Annotated in this window: 19 protein-coding genes; 12 read left to right on the plus strand and 7 right to left on the minus strand. The window is 57.7% G+C overall.

The genetic code is table 11. The annotated features are described in order from the left end of the window. Genes ACVWSC_RS05745 through ACVWSC_RS05765 form a run of 5 tightly spaced genes read left to right on the plus strand, consistent with a single transcriptional unit; the run spans position 1 to position 9,945 of the window. The gene (locus ACVWSC_RS05745; RefSeq protein ID WP_003158912.1) at positions 1 to 2,124 is read left to right on the plus strand and encodes a GmrSD restriction endonuclease domain-containing protein; all 2,124 of its coding nucleotides are present in this window, start codon (positions 1 to 3) and stop codon (positions 2,122 to 2,124) included. A 35-nt stretch (positions 2,125 to 2,159) separates the two neighbouring features. Next, a complete protein-coding gene (locus tag ACVWSC_RS05750) occupies positions 2,160 to 4,280 on the plus strand; it encodes a site-specific DNA-methyltransferase (RefSeq protein WP_071535871.1) in 2,121 nt (706 codons plus the stop codon). Positions 4,281 to 4,292: 12 nt separating this feature from the next. Continuing rightward, positions 4,293 to 7,298 carry a type III restriction-modification system endonuclease gene (locus ACVWSC_RS05755; RefSeq protein WP_003160810.1) on the plus strand — a complete coding sequence of 1,002 codons (3,006 nt, stop codon included), beginning with the start codon at positions 4,293 to 4,295 and terminating at the stop codon, positions 7,296 to 7,298. A 56-nt stretch (positions 7,299 to 7,354) separates the two neighbouring features. Beyond that, complete coding sequence (locus ACVWSC_RS05760) at positions 7,355 to 9,235, plus strand: ATP-dependent endonuclease (protein WP_003158915.1); 1,881 nt, start codon at positions 7,355 to 7,357, stop codon at positions 9,233 to 9,235. Between the two features lie 2 nt (positions 9,236 to 9,237). Continuing rightward, complete coding sequence (locus ACVWSC_RS05765; RefSeq protein ID WP_003158916.1) at positions 9,238 to 9,945, plus strand: DUF2130 domain-containing protein; 708 nt, start codon at positions 9,238 to 9,240, stop codon at positions 9,943 to 9,945. A 6-nt stretch (positions 9,946 to 9,951) separates the two neighbouring features. Here ACVWSC_RS05765 and ACVWSC_RS05770 read toward each other — a convergent pair whose 3' ends face one another. Next, complete coding sequence (locus ACVWSC_RS05770; RefSeq protein ID WP_003131969.1) at positions 9,952 to 10,386, minus strand: mercury resistance transcriptional regulator MerR; 435 nt, start codon at positions 10,384 to 10,386, stop codon at positions 9,952 to 9,954. Between the two features lie 71 nt (positions 10,387 to 10,457). On the opposite strand from ACVWSC_RS05770, the gene merT reads away from it, so the two are divergent. The 6 genes from merT (at position 10,458) to ACVWSC_RS05800 (ending at position 14,335) form a co-directional block, all read left to right on the plus strand. Then, entirely contained in the window at positions 10,458 to 10,808 is a 351-nt protein-coding gene (gene merT, locus ACVWSC_RS05775; protein WP_003131974.1) for a mercuric ion transporter MerT, read from the plus strand. 12 nt (positions 10,809 to 10,820) lie between these two features. Further along, positions 10,821 to 11,096: a mercury resistance system periplasmic binding protein MerP gene (merP, locus tag ACVWSC_RS05780; RefSeq protein ID WP_003131987.1), complete on the plus strand. Its 276-nt coding sequence runs from the start codon at positions 10,821 to 10,823 to the stop codon at positions 11,094 to 11,096. A gap of 71 nt (positions 11,097 to 11,167) precedes the next feature. Beyond that, positions 11,168 to 12,853, plus strand: a complete 1,686-nt coding sequence (gene merA, locus ACVWSC_RS05785; RefSeq protein WP_003158917.1) for a mercury(II) reductase — start codon at positions 11,168 to 11,170, stop codon at positions 12,851 to 12,853. Between the two features lie 17 nt (positions 12,854 to 12,870). Continuing rightward, positions 12,871 to 13,236, plus strand: a complete 366-nt coding sequence (gene merD / locus ACVWSC_RS05790; protein WP_000995360.1) for a mercury resistance co-regulator MerD — start codon at positions 12,871 to 12,873, stop codon at positions 13,234 to 13,236. Further along, the gene (gene merE, locus ACVWSC_RS05795; RefSeq protein WP_003132004.1) at positions 13,233 to 13,469 is read left to right on the plus strand and encodes a broad-spectrum mercury transporter MerE; all 237 of its coding nucleotides are present in this window, start codon (positions 13,233 to 13,235) and stop codon (positions 13,467 to 13,469) included. Before merD ends, merE begins: the two co-directional genes overlap by 4 nt. Continuing rightward, the gene (locus ACVWSC_RS05800; RefSeq protein ID WP_003160808.1) at positions 13,466 to 14,335 is read left to right on the plus strand and encodes a putative bifunctional diguanylate cyclase/phosphodiesterase; all 870 of its coding nucleotides are present in this window, start codon (positions 13,466 to 13,468) and stop codon (positions 14,333 to 14,335) included. Before merE ends, ACVWSC_RS05800 begins: the two co-directional genes overlap by 4 nt. A gap of 139 nt (positions 14,336 to 14,474) precedes the next feature. Here ACVWSC_RS05800 and ACVWSC_RS05805 read toward each other — a convergent pair whose 3' ends face one another. The 6 genes from ACVWSC_RS05805 to ACVWSC_RS05830 form a co-directional block, all read right to left on the minus strand. Then, entirely contained in the window at positions 14,475 to 15,239 is a 765-nt protein-coding gene (locus ACVWSC_RS05805) for an IS6-like element IS6100 family transposase (RefSeq protein ID WP_023464298.1), read from the minus strand. A gap of 39 nt (positions 15,240 to 15,278) precedes the next feature. Continuing rightward, positions 15,279 to 15,485 (minus strand): hypothetical protein, encoded by a 207-nt coding sequence (locus tag ACVWSC_RS05810; RefSeq protein WP_033896018.1) that lies wholly within the window; start codon positions 15,483 to 15,485, stop codon positions 15,279 to 15,281. A gap of 127 nt (positions 15,486 to 15,612) precedes the next feature. Beyond that, entirely contained in the window at positions 15,613 to 16,452 is an 840-nt protein-coding gene (gene sul1, locus ACVWSC_RS05815; protein ID WP_000259031.1) for a sulfonamide-resistant dihydropteroate synthase Sul1, read from the minus strand. Then, positions 16,446 to 16,793, minus strand: coding sequence for a quaternary ammonium compound efflux SMR transporter QacE delta 1 (locus tag ACVWSC_RS05820; RefSeq protein WP_000679427.1), 348 nt, complete (start codon positions 16,791 to 16,793; stop codon positions 16,446 to 16,448). The genes sul1 and ACVWSC_RS05820 overlap by 7 nt, the downstream gene beginning before the upstream one ends. Positions 16,794 to 17,009: 216 nt before the next feature. Then, positions 17,010 to 17,876, minus strand: coding sequence for a PSE family carbenicillin-hydrolyzing class A beta-lactamase CARB-2 (locus tag ACVWSC_RS05825; RefSeq protein WP_001931474.1), 867 nt, complete (start codon positions 17,874 to 17,876; stop codon positions 17,010 to 17,012). 129 nt (positions 17,877 to 18,005) lie between these two features. Beyond that, on the minus strand, positions 18,006 to 18,560 hold the full coding sequence (locus tag ACVWSC_RS05830) for an aminoglycoside N-acetyltransferase AAC(6')-Ib' (RefSeq protein ID WP_014454105.1): 555 nt from the start codon (positions 18,558 to 18,560) through the stop codon (positions 18,006 to 18,008). Between the two features lie 160 nt (positions 18,561 to 18,720). Here ACVWSC_RS05830 and intI1 point away from each other — a divergent pair, with 160 nt between their 5' ends. Further along, positions 18,721 to 19,734 (plus strand): class 1 integron integrase IntI1, encoded by a 1,014-nt coding sequence (intI1, locus tag ACVWSC_RS05835; protein WP_000845039.1) that lies wholly within the window; start codon positions 18,721 to 18,723, stop codon positions 19,732 to 19,734. The last annotated feature ends 3 nt before the right edge of the window (positions 19,735 to 19,737 follow it).

Below are 19,737 nucleotides of genomic sequence, written 5' to 3' on the forward strand. Positions count from 1 at the left end.
GTGAAGGCCACAGAAACCAACCTGCTCAAGTTCTTGAAGAAATCTCCGCAGTTCGTCATTCCCATCTATCAGCGCAATTACTCCTGGACGGAAGCCCAGTGCCAACAGCTGTGGTCAGATTTGCTGAGGTCGGGTCGTGACGAGCAGATTAATGGCCATTTCATCGGTTCCATCGTTTATGTGGAGCGTGGTCTGTCCACCGTCACCACCCAGGAAGCACTGCTGGTCATCGACGGACAACAACGTCTTACCACGTGCACCTTGTTGATTGCAGCACTGGCCAAGCACTTTGAAGCCAATCAGCTGCCTGAATTGCTGGACAGTTTCTCCGCGCGAAAGCTGCACAATTACTACCTGCTCAATCCTGAAGAGGACGGCGAGCGCCACTACAAACTCATTCTGTCGGAAACTGATAAGAAGACGTTGTTGGCCATCATCAAATCCGCACCGATGCCTGCGGAGATCAGTACCCGCATAGAGCAGAACTACACGCTCTTTCAGGCGCTGATAAACAAGCATCAGGACGAGCTCAAAGCCATCTGCCAAGGGTTGGCCAAATTGCTCATCGTCGAGGTGTCGCTCGATCGCACTCAGGACAATCCTCAGCTCATCTTCGAGAGCATGAATTCCACCGGCCTTGAGCTCAGCCAGGCCGATCTGATTCGCAACTACATCCTGATGGGATTGGAGCCAAAGCTCCAGACTGAGCTTTACCAGAGTTACTGGCGGCCGATGGAAAAATCGTTCGGCCAGAAGGCCTACGTGACGCACTTCGATCCCTTTATGCGTCACTATCTCACTGCCAAAACAGGTGAGATTCCCAACGTGCGCGAAGTGTATGCTGCCTTCAAGGCTTTCGCTCGCGCCAGCCAGCTTGATACCACTGCGCTTGTTGCTGATATCCACGCCTATGCCAGCTACTACTGCGCCATGGCGCTTGGTGCGGAAACGGAGTCGAAACTAAAAGAAGCTTTTCACGATCTGCGTGAGCTGAAGGTAGACGTAGCCTATCCCTTCCTGCTTGATGTCTATCACGACTACAAGCAAGCACGGTTGGCTGCGGACGAATTGGTGAGCATCGTTCGCTTGGTTGAAAGCTACGTGTTTCGCCGCGCCATCTGCGCCATTCCCACCAACTCGCTGAACAAGACCTTCCCAGGCCTGAGCCGGACACTGAAAAAAGACCGTTATCTGGAGAGTGTGCGGGCGGCGTTCCTGTTGTTGCCGTCCTATCGCCGCTTCCCAGGCGATGAGGAGTTCCAGCGCGAGCTCAAACAACGCGACCTGTACAACTTCCGCAGCCGTAGCTATTGGTTGCGTCGTCTCGAAAACCATGGACGCAAGGAACGCATCGTGGTTGAGGACTACACCATCGAGCACATCCTGCCGCAGAACGAAGTACTTTCATCAGCGTGGCAGGCGGAACTCGGCCCCGATTGGCAACAGACTCAGCAGAAGTATCTGCATACCTTGGGCAATCTCACCTTGACGGGATACAACAGCGAGTACAGCGACTATCCATTCGCCTACAAGCGCGATCAGGTCATCAATGCCGATGGCAAGAAAATCGGCTTCAAATACAGCGCCCTCAACATCAACGAAGGATTGGGTGAGGTAGAAAAGTGGGATGAAAGTGCCATCAAAACACGTGCCGAGCGCCTTGCTAGAGAAGCCGCCAAAGTATGGGCTGCACCGCAGCTGGATAGCAGCGTCCTTGATGCCTATCGCCCTTCAGCAACCAACGCAGGGCAACACTACGGCATCGACGATCATCCGCACCTGACCAGCGGCACCATTCGCACACTGTTTGATGCCTTGCGCAAAGAAATTTTGGAGTTGGACCCGTGCATCTACGAGGAATACCTCAAGCTCTATGTCGCCTATAAGGCAGAGACAAATTTCGTGGATGTTGTCCCTCAGGCCAGACGCTTGCGCCTGTCGCTGAATATGCCATTCAGCGAGATCGATGACCCCAAAGGGCTGTGCACCGATGTCACCAACCTTGGCCGCTGGGGCAATGGCGATGTAGAAGTCGGCTTGTCCAGCCTGGATGAGCTTCCCTACGTCATGGGCCTGATTCGCCAGTCTTTTGATCGCCAGATGGGCGACCTGCAGGATGCCTGATGCCAAAGAATACCGAGTTTGAGGAGAGTCTCACCATGACCATTAAAAAAATCGATACCACCAGCCCAGAAGCCCAATCCGCCGATCTGGTGGCGGGAAATATCGAACAGCTCAAAGCGCTGTTCCCGGAGCTGATCACCGAGGGCGCGGGCGGCGTGGCCGTGAATGTGGACGTACTCAAGGCGCTGGTGGGCGATGCCACCGTCACCGATGCCGACGAGAAATACGGCCTCAACTGGCATGGCAAGCGCCGCGCCCGGCAATTGGCGCTCACGCCCAGCACGGGCACCCTGCGCCCCTGCCCGGAAGACAGCGTGGACTGGGATACCACCCAGAACCTGATGATCGAGGGCGACAACCTTGAAGTGCTCAAGCTGCTGCAAAAAAGCTATGCCAGCAAGGTCAAGCTGATCTATATCGACCCGCCGTACAACACCGGCAAGGATTTTGTGTATCCGGACAATTTTCAGGACAACATCAAGAACTATCTGGAGCTGACCGGGCAGATCGAGGGTGGAGAGAAGATTAGCAGCAATACCGAGGCCAGCGGGCGCTTTCATACCGACTGGTTGAACATGATGTATCCAAGGTTGAAGCTGGCGAGGAATTTACTGCGAGAGGATGGGGTAATCCTGCTCAGTATCGACGAGCATGAGATCACGAACCTGCGCTCCGTGATGGATGAAGCCTTCGGTGAAGAAAATTTTCTATCCTGCCTTACATGGGAAAAAGGCAGAAAAAATGATGCCAAGTTTTTTTCCAATGGACATGAGTACGTTCTTGTCTACGCAAAATCGCAGAGCTACCTTCGAGAGCAGAAAACGCTGTGGCGTGAAGAAAAGCCGGGTGCCCGAGATATCTGGAATAAATACCTCGAACTGCGCGTTCAGCATGGAATCCAAGACAACCTGATCGAAGAGGGGCTGCAAGCTTGGTATTCCGACTTGCCCAAAGCACACCCCGCTAAAAAGTGGAGCCGCTACAAGCGAGTGGATCAAAACGGGCCGTGGCGGGATCGTGACATCTCCTGGCCGGGCGGTGGTGGGCCGCGCTATGACGTCCTTCATCCCGTTACAAATCAACCGTGCGTTGTGCCGGAGGCCGGTTGGAGATACTCATCTTCCGATGAAATGCAACGCCAGATAAAACTTGGGCTTGTTGAGTTTCGCCAAGACCACACGGAGCCGCCCTTCCGAAAGGCACATATCCGCCCGATTCCTCAGGAGCTTGATTCGGACAGTTCGACTGATGTTGATGCGCCTGAGGAACCAGCCGATATCGAGGATGAAGAAGAATTCGCAACTCAGGTTAGGGGTAGCTACTTCTACAAGCAATCCCAGGTTTCGGTGAAATATCTCCGGACCCTATTGGGGAAGAAAGTCTTCAACAATCCAAAGGATCTGGACGAGATTGCGAAACTGATCCGCTACACCACGTCTGATGACCCTCACGCCGTTGTGCTGGATTTTTTTGCGGGCAGCGGCACGACGGGCGAGGCGACGATGCAGTTGAACAGTCAGGATAACGGGAGCAGACGTTACATTCTTGTCCAACTTCCAGAGTCGCTTGACGCAAGCGACAAGCAGCAAAAGATTGCTGCAAAGTACTGTGGAGACCTTGGACGGCCGCTGAATATCGCTGAGCTCACTAAAGAACGCCTACGCCGTTCCGGAACCAAGATCAAAGCCGATAACCTCGACTGGCAGGGCGACACCGGCTTCCGCGTATTCAAGCTCGACACCTCTAATATCCGAGCCTGGAATCCCAAACCACACGATCTGGAAGCCACACTGTTCGACCATCAGGATCACCTGCTCGAAGGCCGCAGCGAGGCCGATGTGTTGTACGAACTGCTGCTCAAGCTCGGCCTTGATCTTTGCGTACCCATCGAAAAGCGCGGCATTGAAGGGCTAGATGTACATGCCGTAGGCGGCGGCGTGCTGTTGGCTTGCCTGGCCGAAAAAATCACCCGTGAGCAGGTGGAGCCACTGGCCCAAGGCATCATCGCCTGGCACAAGGAGCTGGCACCCGCTGGCCCTGCTGGAAAAGAAAGCACCTGCGTGTTCCGCGACAGCGCCTTTGCCGACGACGTTGCCAAAACCAACCTCGCCGCGATTCTGGAGCAGCACGGCATCCAGAACGTGCGTAGCTTGTAAGGGAGGTTCGCAATGAAACTCCACTTCGAGCCCAACCTCGACTATCAGATGCAGGCCATCGAGGCCGTGTGCGATCTTTTCCGTGGTCAGGAGGTCTGCCGCACCGAATTTACGGTGACCATGAAACTGCCCGATGAGGTGCAGATGTCACTGGGTGTGGCGCAGTCCGACCTTGGCGTTGGCAACCGCTTGACCCTGCTGGACGATGAACTGCTCAAGAACCTCGCGGACATCCAGTTGCGCGGTGGCCTGCCGCCTTCCGGCTCGCTGACTTCCGGCGACTTCACGGTGGAAATGGAGACCGGCACCGGTAAGACCTATGTATACCTGCGCTCGATCTTCGAGCTGAACAAGCGCTACGGTTTCAGCAAGTTCGTGATCGTGGTGCCCTCGGTGGCGATCAAGGAAGGCGTCTACAAGACCCTGCAAATCACCGAGGAACACTTCAAGGGGCTCTACGCGGGCGTGCCCTTCGATTACTTCCTGTACGACTCGGGCAAGCCCGGGCCGGTGCGCAATTTCGCCACTAGTTCCAACATCCAGATCATGGTGGTGACGGTGGGCGCCATCAACAAGAAGGATGTGAACAACCTCTACAAAGAGACCGAGAAGACGGGCGGCGAGAAGCCCATCGACCTGATCAAGGCCACCCGGCCGATCATCATCGTGGATGAACCGCAAAGTGTGGACGGCGGCCTTGAAGGACGCGGCAAGGAAGCGCTGGATGCCATGAACCCGCTCTGCACGCTGCGCTATTCCGCTACCCATGTGGACAAGCACCACATGGTGTTCCGCCTGGATGCCGTGGATGCTTATGAGCGCAAGCTGGTCAAGCAGATCGAGGTGGCGTCGGCCACGGTGGAGGATGCGCACAACAAGCCTTTCGTGCGCCTGGTGAAGGTGGAAAACAAGCGCGGCCGCATCAGCGCCAAGGTCGAGCTGGATAAACAGACCGCCACTGGCGTGCAAAGGACTGAGGTGACGGTCAGCGATGGCGACGACCTTCAGCAGAGCGCCGATGGCCGTGCGATCTACGCCGATTTTCGGGTGGGCGAGATCAATACGGCCAAGGGCGAAGCGTTCATGGAGCTGCGCTACCCCGGCGGCGAAGTGTTTTTGCAGCCGGGTCAGGCCCACGGTGATGTGGATGCGCTGGCCGTGCAACGCGAGATGATCCGCCGCACGATCAAGGAGCATCTGGACAAGGAAAAGCACCTGCGTCCATTGGGGATCAAGGTGTTGAGCCTGTTCTTCATCGACGCGGTGGACAAGTACCGTCAGTACGATGCGGACGGCCAGCCGGTCAAGGGCGTGTATGCGCAGATGTTCGAGGAAGAATATCGCCGTGCCGCCAAGTTGCCGGCCTACCAGAGTTTGTTTGCCGAGATCGACCTGGAGTCCGCCGCCGAAGAAGTGCACAACGGCTATTTCTCCATCGACAAGAAGGGCGGCTGGCTTGATACCGCCGAGAACAATGCGGGTAACCGGGAGAATGCCGAACGCGCCTACAACCTGATCATGAAAGAGAAGGAGAAGCTGCTGTCCTTCAGCACGCCGCTGAAGTTCATCTTCTCCCACTCCGCCCTCAAGGAAGGCTGGGACAACCCCAACGTGTTCCAGATTTGCACCTTGCGCGACATCCAGACCGAGCGCGAGCGCCGCCAGACCATTGGTCGCGGCCTGCGCCTGTGCGTCAACCAGGATGGCGAGCGGGTACGGGGCTTCGAGGTCAACACCCTGACCGTGGTGGCCACGGAAAACTACGAACAGTTTGCCGAAAACCTGCAGAAGGAAATCGAGAAAGACACAGGCATCCGCTTTGGCATTGTGGAGCAGCATCAATTTGCCGCCATTGCCGTGACTGGCGCTGATGGGCACGCCGCACCGCTGGGCATCGAGCAATCAAAGGCACTGTGGGAGCACCTGAAAGCCGCCGGCCATATAGATGCCAAAGGCAAGGTGCAGGATTCACTGAAAACGGCGCTGAAGAACGGCACCTTGGAACTGCCGGCCGAGTTTGATGCGCAGAAAGCCCAGATTGCTGAAGTGCTGCGCAAGGTGTCGGGCCGGCTGGACATCAAGAATGCCGATGAGCGCAGGCAAGTGCCGCTGCGCAAGGGTAAGGATGGCAAGGTCGTTTATCTGAGCGACGAGTTCAAGGCACTGTGGGACCGCATCAAGCACCAGACAACGTACCGCGTGCAGTTCGATAACGCCAAGCTGGTGACGGATTGCATCGCAGCGTTGCAGAAGGCCCCGGTGATTGCCAAAGCACGGCTGCAATGGCGCAAGGCCGACATCTCTATCGGCAAGGCGGGTGTCGCCGCGACGGAGAAAGCGGGCGCGGCGACCGTGGTGCTGGACGAGGCGGATATTGAGCTGCCGGATTTGCTGACCGACCTGCAGGATCGCACCCAGCTCACCCGACGCACCATCGTCAGCATCCTGACGGGAAGCGGCCGCCTGGACGACTTCAAGCGCAATCCGCAGCAGTTCATCGAATTGACCGCCGAAACCATCAACCGTTGCAAGCGCTTGGCCCTGGTCGATGGCATCAAGTACCAGAAGCTCGGCGACCAGCATGTCTATGCGCAGGAGCTGTTCGAGAAGGAGGAACTGACCGGTTATCTGAAGAACATGCTGTTGGATACCCAGAAGTCGATCTACGAGCACGTGGTGTACGACTCGACCCCAGAGCGGGATTTTGCCAACGGGCTGGAGAAGAACGAGGCCATCAAGCTCTACGCCAAGCTGCCGGGCTGGTTCAAGGTGCCCACCCCACTGGGCAGCTACAACCCCGACTGGGCCGTGCTGGTGGAAGAAGACGGTGCTCAGCGCCTGTACTTCGTGGTGGAAACCAAGAGCAGCCTGTTCACCGACGACCTGCGCGACAAGGAAAGCGCCAAGATCGAATGCGGCAAGGCGCATTTCACTGCGCTGGCGGTTGGTGAGAACCCCGCCCGGTATGTGGTTGCGCGCTCCGTTGACGATCTTTTGACCGAGGCGGCAAAAGGATAGGTTCTGTCGCTGTCACGGCGAGAGACGACACAAAACACAAGGAGCAGAGACCCGAAATGAAGATCCAATCCGTTCGCATCCGAAACTTTCGCACGTTGAAAGACGTGACGATTCCGTTCGATTCCGTCACGACCTTCATCGGGCCGAACGGTGCCGGCAAGTCAACGGTGCTTCGTGCGCTCGACTGGTTCTTCAACGGCAAACCCGGCTCGCTGACGGAGAAGGATTGCTCTTTTGGGGCGACTGACGAAGACATCGAGGTTCAGGTCACCTTCGCAGACCTCACCGAAAAGGATCGCGAGGCACTTGGCAAGTACGCGCCGGAAGGAGTTGCCACGTTCACCGCATGGAAGCGCCGATCTCCCGATGGCACCGATGTGCTCTCCGCCAATGCAAAGGGATTTCCGGCTTTAAATGCCATCAAGGCAGCAGGCGGTGCGACTGCGAAGAAAGAGCTGTATGCCACTCTCCGGCGCGAGCGCCCGGAGCTTGACCTTCCTGCGGCGAATACTGGTCCAGCCGTCGAGCAGGCGATGACAACTTGGGAGGCGGCTCACACTGATCAACTGCTCGATGCGCCCGAGGCTTTGCAAACCAATTTCTTCGGTTTCAACAGCGGCGGCAAGATGAGCGGGCTCTTCGACTTCGTCCTGGTTACGGCAGACCTTCGGGCAAGTGAAGAGTCCATCGACGGCAAGGCAAGCATCATTGGGCGAATCCTTGAGCGCTCGATTGACCGAACTGCCGCTGATGAGGCAATCGCGGAAATCGTTGCGGAGTCACGGGCAAAGCAGCAACAAGTCTACGAAGAGAAGTTCAAGGAGCAACTTGGGGCCATCACAACGCAGCTCAACGAGGTCGTCACAACCTATGCGCCAGGCCGGGCAATCACGGTTTCTCCGGCTGAGGTGGAACTCAAGGCACCTCGCACGACGTTCGACGTGGCCGTGCTCGACGGCACCACCGAGACTGCGGTGGAGCGGCAGGGACACGGCTTTCAGCGCACGCTGCTGATCTCGGCTCTGCAACTCTTGGCGCAGTCGGGCGCAGCCTCGGCCGAGGGAGTCATCTGCCTGGCGATCGAGGAGCCGGAACTTTTCCAGCACCCGATCCAGGCGCAGACCTTTGCGAAGGTGCTCAGGTCGCTCGCCGAAGATGCTGGCAAGCGCATCCAGGTGACCTATGCGACGCATAGCCCCTACTTCCTGGAGGCTCGACATTTCCATCAAGTCAGACGGCTGACGAGATCCGCTGACGAAGTCCCGGTGGTGACGGTCCACTTTGCCACGGTTGAGGATGTGAAGGCCAGGCTGAATGGAACAGTGGATGGCGATGTGGTCGATCGCAGGCTCGACCATAACGTGGCCGACCAGCTTGCCATAGCACTCTTCGCGAATCGCGCATTTCTTGTGGAGGGGACAACCGAATCTGCTGTGTTCTACGGTATTGGAGATAGAACTTCCCCCGGCGCCCTTGAGGCAGCAGGAATTTCTATCGTTTCTGTGGGCAGCAAGACATCGATACCCCTCGCGCATGCGATTTTGAAATCTATTGGTGTGCCAGTCTACGCACTGTTTGATGCAGACGGTGGATTTGAAGCGCGAGCCAAAGCCAAAAACAAAAAGCAAGATGACATAGATCGGGAGCGCAACAATCATGCGGTAGAGAACTGCAGATTAATGCGGTACTTCGGCTTGCCTGAAGAAGATTTTCCATCCGCCACCATTTCCGACGTCGCGGCCATTTTTGATGATCATCTTGAAGCGTTTCTGTCTGCGAACTGGGGTGAGTGGATAACTGCCTGCAATAGTGTTGAGGCTGATACCGGAATAAATCTATCGAAAAACCAACTCGCATACCGGACTGCAACACTCCGGTCGGGAGGAGTGGTGCCAGAAATGCTTAAGCAGATTCTTGTCAAGGTGGAGGGTAAGTAATCATGCATGAAATCATCTGCCCTCACTGCGGGAAGGCATTCAAGATCGATGAAGTTGGGTACGCGGACATTCTGAAGCAGGTTCGAGATAGCGATTTCGAGAAGCAGTTGCATGAGCGGCTAGAGTTGGCCGAGCAGGGAAAGCGCAATGCGGTCGAACTAGCTGAAGCCAAGATTGCCAACGAATTGCAGAAGACCTCGTCTGCCAAGGACGCCGAGATCCAGGAGCTGAAGGCCAGGCTTGATGCTGGCGAAGTTGCGCGGCAACTTGCCGTGGCCGAGGCTTTGAGCGCGGTGGAAAAAGAGCGTGACACGCTTGCAAATGAATTGGAACAAGCGAAGCGTGACAAGCAAGCCGTATCCAAGTTGGCAGAGGTCACGCTCATGAGCGAAGTGCAAAAAGCCGCTGCAGCGAAGGAGTCGGAGATACAGGAACTCAAGGCGAAGCTTGACGCTGTTGTCATCGAGAAGAAGCTCGCGATTACCGAAGCAGTCGGCGCGGTCGAGAAAGAACGTGACGAATTGAAGAGCGGCTTGCAGCGGGTAGAACTTGAAAAGCATCTCGCCGAGAAATCTTTGAAAGAAAAGTACGAGACGCAGATCAAGGATCGTGATGACGCAATCGAGCGCCTACGGGACATGAAGGCGCGACTATCGACCAAGATGGTGGGCGAAACTCTTGAGGGGGTCGTCTCAGAAAACGGAAAATAAAGCACGCTAAGGCATAGCCGAACCTGCCAAGCTTGCTCCACCCTGTAGTGACGCGATCAGCGGGCAGGAAACGTTCCCCCTTCGCGCATGGCAGGCGCACACCAACTCAGACAGCACGGCCTCCATGCGCGCCAGGTCAGCCATTTTCTCGCGCACGTCCTTGAGCTTGTGCTCGGCCAGACTGCTGGCTTCCTCGCAATGGGTGCCATCCTCCAGCCGCAGCAGCTCGGCGATCTCATCCAGGCTGAAGCCCAGCCGCTGGGCTGATTTCACGAAGCGCACCCGCGTTACATCCGCCTCGCCATAGCGGCGGATGCTGCCATAGGGCTTGTCAGGCTCCAGCAACAAGCCCTTGCGCTGATAGAAACGGATGGTCTCCACATTGACCCCGGCCGCCTTGGCGAAAACGCCAATGGTCAGGTTCTCCAAATTGTTTTCCATATCGCTTGACTCCGTACATGAGTACGGAAGTAAGGTTACGCTATCCAATTTCAATTCGAAAGGACAAGCGCATGTCTGAACCAAAAACCGGGCGCGGCGCGCTCTTCACTGGAGGGCTTGCCGCCATCCTCGCCTCGGCTTGCTGCCTCGGGCCGTTGGTTCTGATCGCCTTGGGGTTCAGCGGCGCTTGGATCGGCAACTTGGCGGTGTTGGAACCCTATCGCCCCATCTTTATCGGCGTGGCGCTGGTGGCGTTGTTCTTCGCCTGGCGGCGCATCTACCGGCAGGCAGCGGCCTGCAAACCGGGTGAGGTCTGCGCGATTCCCCAAGTGCGAGCTACTTACAAGCTCATTTTCTGGATCGTGGCCGCGCTGGTTCTGGTCGCGCTCGGATTTCCCTACGTCATGCCATTTTTCTACTGATCGGAGTTCACCATGAAGAAACTGTTTGCCTCCCTCGCCCTCGCCGCCGTTGTTGCCCCCGTCTGGGCCGCCACCCAGACCGTCACGCTGTCCGTACCGGGCATGACCTGCTCCGCCTGCCCGATCACTGTCAAGAAGGCGATTTCCAAGGTCGAAGGCGTCAGCAAAGTTGACGTGACTTTCGAGACACGCCAAGCGGTCGTCACCTTCGACGATGCCAAGACCAGCGTGCAGAAGCTGACCAAGGCAACCGCAGACGCGGGCTATCCGTCCAGCGTCAAGCAGTGAGTCACTGAAAACGGCACCGCAGCACAACGGACGTCATTGTCTGGCGCCACAAACGATAAAGGATCTGTTGCATGACCCATCTAAAAATCACCGGCATGACTTGCGACTCGTGCGCGGCGCACGTCAAGGAAGCGCTGGAAAAAGTGCCAGGCGTGCAGTCGGCGCTGGTGTCCTATCCGAAGGGCACAGCGCAACTCGCCATCGTGCCGGGCACATCGCCGGACGCGCTGACTGCCGCCGTGGCCGGACTGGGCTACAAGGCAACGCTAGCCGATGCGCCACTGGCGGACAACCGCGTCGGACTGCTCGACAAGGTGCGGGGATGGATGGCCGCCGCCGAAAAGCACAGTGGCAACGAGCCCCCGGTGCAGGTAGCGGTCATTGGCAGCGGTGGAGCCGCGATGGCGGCGGCGCTGAAAGCCGTCGAGCAAGGCGCGCAGGTCACGCTGATCGAGCGCGGCACCATCGGCGGCACCTGCGTCAATGTCGGCTGTGTGCCGTCCAAGATCATGATCCGCGCCGCCCACATCGCCCATCTGCGCCGGGAAAGCCCGTTCGATGGCGGTATTGCGGCAACTGTGCCTACGATTGACCGCAGTAAGCTGCTGGCCCAGCAGCAGGCCCGCGTCGACGAACTGCGGCACGCCAAGTACGAAGGCATCCTGGGCGGTAATCCGGCCATCACCGTTGTGCACGGTGAGGCGCGCTTCAAGGACGACCAGAGCCTTACCGTCCGTTTGAACGAGGGTGGCGAGCGCGTCGTGATGTTCGACCGCTGCCTGGTCGCCACGGGTGCCAGCCCGGCGGTCCCGCCGATTCCGGGCTTGAAAGAGTCACCCTACTGGACTTCCACCGAGGCCCTGGCGAGCGACACCATTCCCGAACGCCTTGCCGTAATCGGCTCGTCGGTGGTGGCGCTGGAGCTGGCGCAAGCCTTTGCCCGGCTGGGCAGCAAGGTCACGGTCCTGGCGCGCAATACCTTGTTCTTCCGTGAAGACCCGGCCATCGGCGAGGCGGTGACAGCCGCTTTCCGTGCCGAGGGCATCGAGGTGCTGGAGCACACGCAAGCCAGCCAGGTCGCCCATATGGACGGTGAATTCGTGCTGACCACCACGCACGGTGAATTGCGCGCCGACAAACTGCTGGTTGCCACCGGTCGGACACCGAACACGCGCAGCCTCGCGCTGGACGCAGCGGGGGTCACTGTCAATGCGCAAGGTGCCATCGCCATCGACCAAGGCATGCGCACGAGCAACCCGAACATCTACGCGGCCGGCGACTGCACCGACCAGCCGCAGTTCGTCTATGTGGCGGCAGCGGCCGGCACCCGTGCCGCGATCAACATGACCGGCGGCGATGCGGCGCTCGACCTGACCGCAATGCCGGCCGTGGTGTTCACCGATCCGCAAGTGGCGACCGTGGGCTACAGCGAGGCGGAAGCCCACCACGACGGGATCGAGACCGACAGCCGCACCTTGACCTTGGACAACGTGCCGCGTGCGCTCGCCAACTTCGACACACGCGGCTTCATCAAGTTGGTTATCGAGGAAGGCAGCCATCGGCTGATCGGCGTACAGGCGGTCGCGCCGGAAGCGGGTGAACTGATCCAGACGGCGGCTCTGGCCATTCGCAACCGCATGACGGTGCAGGAACTGGCCGACCAGTTGTTCCCCTACCTGACGATGGTCGAGGGGTTGAAGCTCGCGGCGCAGACCTTCAACAAGGATGTGAAGCAGCTTTCCTGCTGCGCCGGGTGAGAAAAAGGAGGTGTTCAATGAACGCCTACACGGTGTCCCGGCTGGCTCTTGATGCCGGGGTGAGCGTGCATATCGTGCGCGACTACCTGCTGCGCGGATTGCTGCGCCCGGTGGCGTGCACACCAGGCGGCTACGGCTTGTTCGATGACGCCGCCTTGCAACGGCTGTGCTTCGTGCGGGCGGCCTTCGAGGCGGGCATCGGCCTCGACGCGCTGGCGCGGCTGTGCCGGGCGCTGGATGCGGCGGACGGCGACGAAGCGGCCGCGCAGCTTGCCCTGCTGCGTCAGTTCGTCGAGCGTCGGCGCGAAGCGTTGGCCGATCTGGAAGTGCAGTTGGCCACCCTGCCGACCGAGCCGGCACAGCACGCGGAGAGTCTGCCATGAACAACCCCGAGCGCTTGCCGTCCGAGACGCACAAACCGATCACCGGCTACCTGTGGGGCGGACTGGCTGTGCTGACTTGCCCCTGCCACCTGCCCATCCTCGCTGTCGTGCTGGCCGGCACAACCGCCGGTGCTTTCCTCGGCGAGCATTGGGTCATCGCGGCGCTCGGTTTGACCGGCCTGTTCCTTCTGTCCCTGTCGCGGGCGTTGCGGGCATTCAGGGAAAGAGAATGAGCGCTTTCCGGCCGGATGGATGGACGACGCCGGAACTGGCCCAAGCGGTCGAGCGCGGGCAGCTTGAACTGCACTACCAGCCCGTCGTCGATCTGCGCAGTGGTGGGATTGTCGGCGCGGAAGCCCTGTTGCGCTGGCGTCATCCGACGCTTGGACTATTGCCACCGGGCCAGTTCCTGCCCGTGGTCGAATCGTCCGGCCTGATGCCTGAAATCGGCGCTTGGGTGCTGGGCGAAGCCTGCCGCCAGATGCGTGACTGGCGAATGCTGGCATGGCGACCGTTCCGGCTGGCCGTCAATGTTTCGGCGAGCCAAGTGGGACCGGACTTCGACGGGTGGGTAAAGGGCGTGCTGGCTGATGCCGAGTTGCCCGCCGAGTATCTCGAAATCGAGCTGACCGAATCGGTCGCGTTTGGTGATCCGGCGATCTTCCCCGCCCTGGACGCCTTGCGGCAGATCGGTGTGCGCTTCGCCGCCGATGACTTCGGGACGGGGTATTCCTGTCTGCAACATCTGAAGTGCTGCCCAATCAGCACGCTCAAGATCGACCAATCGTTTGTCGCCGGGCTCGCCAACGACCGCCGCGACCAAACCATCGTGCACACCGTGATTCAGCTTGCGCACGGGCTGGGCATGGATGTGGTGGCTGAAGGCGTGGAAACATCGGCGAGTCTTGATCTATTGCGACAAGCGGACTGCGACACAGGACAAGGCTTCCTGTTCGCGAAGCCAATGCCGGCGGCGGCATTCGCCGTCTTCGTCAGTCAATGGAGGGGTGCCACCATGAATGCAAGTGACTCTGTCATTTTCAGAAGACGACTGCACCAGTTGATTGGGCGTAATGGCTGTTGTGCAGCCAGCTCCTGACAGTTCAATATCAGAAGTGATCTGCACCAATCTCGACTATGCTCAATACTCGTGTGCACCAAAGCGAGGTGAGCATGGCGACGGAGGCTCTGTTGCAAAGATTGGCGGCAGTCAGAGGTAGGCTGTCGCTCTGCGCCGATCAGGCGGCTGCTGCGAAATGGTGGTTGAGCATGCCCATGGCCTCCGTCAGCGCCGAGGGCCCAATGCCAAAAGCTCTCTCCACAAGGCGCACCTCGCCCCTGATGCCGGGCTGCAGGCACCAGGGGCGAGCCTGTCCTTTGCGCAGGGCTCGCATGACTTCGAATCCCTTGATCGTGGCATAGGCCGTGGGGATCGATTTGAAACCGCGCACCGGCTTGATCAGTATCTTGAGCTTTCCGTGATCGGCCTCGATCACGTTATTGAGATACTTCACCTGCCGGTGGGCCGTCTCCCGGTCCAGCTTTCCTTCGCGCTTCAATTCGGTGATCGCTGCACCATAGCTCGGCGCTTTGTCGGTATTGAGCGTGGCAGGCTTTTCCCAGTGCTTCAGGCCTCGCAGGGCCTTGCCCAGGAACCGCTTCGCTGCCTTGGCGCTGCGGGTCGGCGACAGGTAGAAATCGATCGTGTCGCCCCGCTTGTCGACTGCCCGGTACAGGTAGGTCCACTTGCCCCGCACCTTGACGTAGGTTTCATCCAGGCGCCAGCTCGGATCAAAGCCACGCCGCCAGAACCAGCGCAGCCGCTTCTCCATCTCCGGGGCGTAGCGCTGGACCCAGCGATAGATCGTCGTATGGTCGACCGAAATGCCGCGTTCCGCCAGCATTTCCTCAAGGTCGCGATAGCTGATCGGATAGCGACAATACCAGCGCACCGCCCACAGGATCACATCACCCTGGAAATGGCGCCACTTGAAATCCGTCATCGTTCCGTCCGTCCAATCTCCGCCAAGCATGCTCAAGCTTCACGATTTTTGCAACAGAGCCCTCGCGACTAGGAGCTCGGATCTCAGGACGAAGGTCTCCGCGAATGTCCGGTCGATCCGCGCGACGTCCCAGGCGGGCGTTCCCTTGGCGGACATCCACGCCGCAGCGTCGTGCATCAGCCGCACAACCTCGTCGATATCACCCGAGCAGGCGACCCGAACGTTCGGAGGCTCCTCGCTGTCCATTCGCTCCCCTGGCGCGGTATGAACCGCCGCCTCATAGTGCAGTTTGATCCTGACGAGCCCAGCATGTCTGCGCCCACCTTCGCGGAACCTGACCAGGGTCCGCTAGCGGGCGGCCGGAAGGTGAATGCTAGGCATGATCTAACCCTCGGTCTCTGGCGTCGCGACTGCGAAATTTCGCGAGGGTTTCCGAGAAGGTGATTGCGCTTCGCAGATCTCCAGGCGCGTGGGTGCGGACGTAGTCAGCGCCATTGCCGATCGCGTGAAGTTCCGCCGCAAGGCTCGCTGGACCCAGATCCTTTACAGGAAGGCCAACGGTGGCGCCCAAGAAGGATTTCCGCGACACCGAGACCAATAGCGGAAGCCCCAACGCCGACTTCAGCTTTTGAAGGTTCGACAGCACGTGCAGCGATGTTTCCGGTGCGGGGCTCAAGAAAAATCCCATCCCCGGATCGAGGATGAGCCGGTCGGCAGCGACCCCGCTCCGTCGCAAGGCGGAAACCCGCGCCTCGAAGAACCGCACAATCTCGTCGAGCGCGTCTTCGGGTCGAAGGTGACCGGTGCGGGTGGCGATGCCATCCCGCTGCGCTGAGTGCATAACCACCAGCCTGCAGTCCGCCTCAGCAATATCGGGATAGAGCGCAGGGTCAGGAAATCCTTGGATATCGTTCAGGTAGCCCACGCCGCGCTTGAGCGCATAGCGCTGGGTTTCCGGTTGGAAGCTGTCGATTGAAACACGGTGCATCTGATCGGACAGGGCGTCTAAGAGCGGCGCAATACGTCTGATCTCATCGGCCGGCGATACAGGCCTCGCGTCCGGATGGCTGGCGGCCGGTCCGACATCCACGACGTCTGATCCGACTCGCAGCATTTCGATCGCCGCGGTGACAGCGCCGGCGGGGTCTAGCCGCCGGCTCTCATCGAAGAAGGAGTCCTCGGTGAGATTCAGAATGCCGAACACCGTCACCATGGCGTCGGCCTCCGCAGCGACTTCCACGATGGGGATCGGGCGAGCAAAAAGGCAGCAATTATGAGCCCCATACCTACAAAGCCCCACGCATCAAGCTTTTGCCCATGAAGCAACCAGGCAATGGCTGTAATTATGACGACGCCGAGTCCCGACCAGACTGCATAAGCAACACCGACAGGGATGGATTTCAGAACCAGAGAAAGAAAATAAAATGCGATGCCATAACCGATTATGACAACGGCGGAAGGGGCAAGCTTAGTAAAGCCCTCGCTAGATTTTAATGCGGATGTTGCGATTACTTCGCCAACTATTGCGATAACAAGAAAAAGCCAGCCTTTCATGATATATCTCCCAATTTGTGTAGGGCTTATTATGCACGCTTAAAAATAATAAAAGCAGACTTGACCTGATAGTTTGGCTGTGAGCAATTATGTGCTTAGTGCATCTAACGCCGCCATAAGTTGCGGCTTTGGAGTTGATTGTTTTGTGGTAGCGTAGCGTTAAACCACAAAACAAGCGACGGAAAAGCCGTCAACTTGATGGCCTTGTTAGCCTTATCAGCGCGACTGTGATGTATAAACGTCAAAAATTGAATGACCAATTTTAACAATCGCATCATTTCGCTCTGCCATTGAAGCCTGTGTTTGAGCTAGATAGATGCTCACAATAATTGGGGCTTGATGCTCACTCCACACAACTGCTGTAATACTCCGAGCACCAAATCCGCCAGCACCTGAGCGATCCGCAATGTTCCATCCCGCCGGCAATACTGAACGTAGTAAATTACCAGTGACTTGATTGTTCACCATCCAAGACTCTAATTTTTTCTGGTTCATTTCAGATAGCGCGGAACCAAATAAAAATTTATTCAAAGTACTGGCTATTGCCTTAGGAGTTGTCGTATCCCTCAAATCACCGAGCTTACCTTCATTTAAATCAGGCTCAATACGGTCTAGACGAGTCTCTTTGTCCCCAATTTGTCTTAAAAAATCAGTAACGCCTTTGGGGCCACCTACAGCACTTAGGATGATATTTGCCGCAGTATTATCACTTGTAGTCATAGTTGCGAAGCACGCATCATCGAGTGTGATTGCCTGCCCTACTTGCTTTTCTATTACAGGGGAATAGGTCACAAGATCTGCTTTCTTAATCTCGACTGTACTATTGGGATTAACTTTTCCTTGCTCAGCATCATATAGTAATTTAGCGCAAGCTATTGTTTTAAAAGTACTTGTTAACGGGAAGCGCTGATTGCCATTGTAATCCCAATATTCTCCATTTTGAGTATCAAGAACGGAAACACCTATACGAGCAGAAAGAGAAACTTCAATTGCCTTAACGTCTTGTTCAACTTGCTGAAACTTTGAACTACTTGCAAAAACCACGGATGGTATTAAAAGCGAAAATGCCAATAAAAACTTCATGTAAGTAACCCCATAATTTTGATTGTCACACATTTTATATAAAAGCATGAGGCTCCATAATATGGCTAACGTTTGACATGAGGGGCGGCCAAGGGCGCCAGCCCTTGGACGTCCCCCTCGATGGAAGGGTTAGGCAACACTGCGTGTTCGCTCGAATGCCTGGCGTGTTTGAACCATGTACACGGCTGGACCATCTGGGGTGGTTACGGTACCTTGCCTCTCAAACCCCGCTTTCTCGTAGCATCGGATCGCTCGCAAGTTGCTCGGCGACGGGTCCGTTTGGATCTTGGTGACCTCGGGATCATTGAACAGCAACTCAACCAGAGCTCGAACCAGCTTGGTTCCCAAGCCTTTGCCCAGTTGTGATGCATTCGCCAGTGACTGGTCTATTCCGCGTACTCCTGGATCGGTTTCTTCTTCCCACCATCCGTCCCCGCTTCCAAGAGCAACGTACGACTGGGCATACCCAATCGGCTCTCCATTCAGCATTGCAATGTATGGAGTGACGGACTCTTGCGCTAAAACGCTTGGCAAGTACTGTTCCTGTACGTCAGCAAGTGTCGGGCGTGCTTCTTCTCCGCCCCACCACTCGACGATATGAGATCGATTTAGCCACTCATAGAGCATCGCAAGGTCATGCTCAGTCATGAGGCGCAGTGTGACGGAATCGTTGCTGTTGGTCACGATGCTGTACTTTGTGATGCCTAACTTTGTTTTAGGGCGACTGCCCTGCTGCGTAACATCGTTGCTGCTCCATAACATCAAACATCGACCCACGGCGTAACGCGCTTGCTGCTTGGATGCCCGAGGCATAGACTGTACAAAAAAACAGTCATAACAAGCCATGAAAACCGCCACTGCGCCGTTACCACCGCTGCGTTCGGTCAAGGTTCTGGACCAGTTGCGTGAGCGCATACGCTACTTGCATTACAGCTTACCAACCGAACAGGCTTATGTCCACTGGGTTCGTGCCTTCATCCGTTTCCACGGTGTGCGTCACCCGGCAACCTTGGGCAGCAGCGAAGTCGAGGCATTTCTGTCCTGGCTGGCGAACGAGCGCAAGGTTTCGGTCTCCACGCATCGTCAGGCATTGGCGGCCTTGCTGTTCTTCTACGGCAAGGTGCTGTGCACGGATCTGCCCTGGCTTCAGGAGATCGGAAGACCTCGGCCGTCGCGGCGCTTGCCGGTGGTGCTGACCCCGGATGAAGTGGTTCGCATCCTCGGTTTTCTGGAAGGCGAGCATCGTTTGTTCGCCCAGCTTCTGTATGGAACGGGCATGCGGATCAGTGAGGGTTTGCAACTGCGGGTCAAGGATCTGGATTTCGATCACGGCACGATCATCGTGCGGGAGGGCAAGGGCTCCAAGGATCGGGCCTTGATGTTACCCGAGAGCTTGGCACCCAGCCTGCGCGAGCAGCTGTCGCGTGCACGGGCATGGTGGCTGAAGGACCAGGCCGAGGGCCGCAGCGGCGTTGCGCTTCCCGACGCCCTTGAGCGGAAGTATCCGCGCGCCGGGCATTCCTGGCCGTGGTTCTGGGTTTTTGCGCAGCACACGCATTCGACCGATCCACGGAGCGGTGTCGTGCGTCGCCATCACATGTATGACCAGACCTTTCAGCGCGCCTTCAAACGTGCCGTAGAACAAGCAGGCATCACGAAGCCCGCCACACCGCACACCCTCCGCCACTCGTTCGCGACGGCCTTGCTCCGCAGCGGTTACGACATTCGAACCGTGCAGGATCTGCTCGGCCATTCCGACGTCTCTACGACGATGATTTACACGCATGTGCTGAAAGTTGGCGGTGCCGGAGTGCGCTCACCGCTTGATGCGCTGCCGCCCCTCACTAGTGAGAGGTAGGGC

The sequence above is a fragment of the Pseudomonas sp. NUPR-002 genome (genome assembly GCF_056322725.1).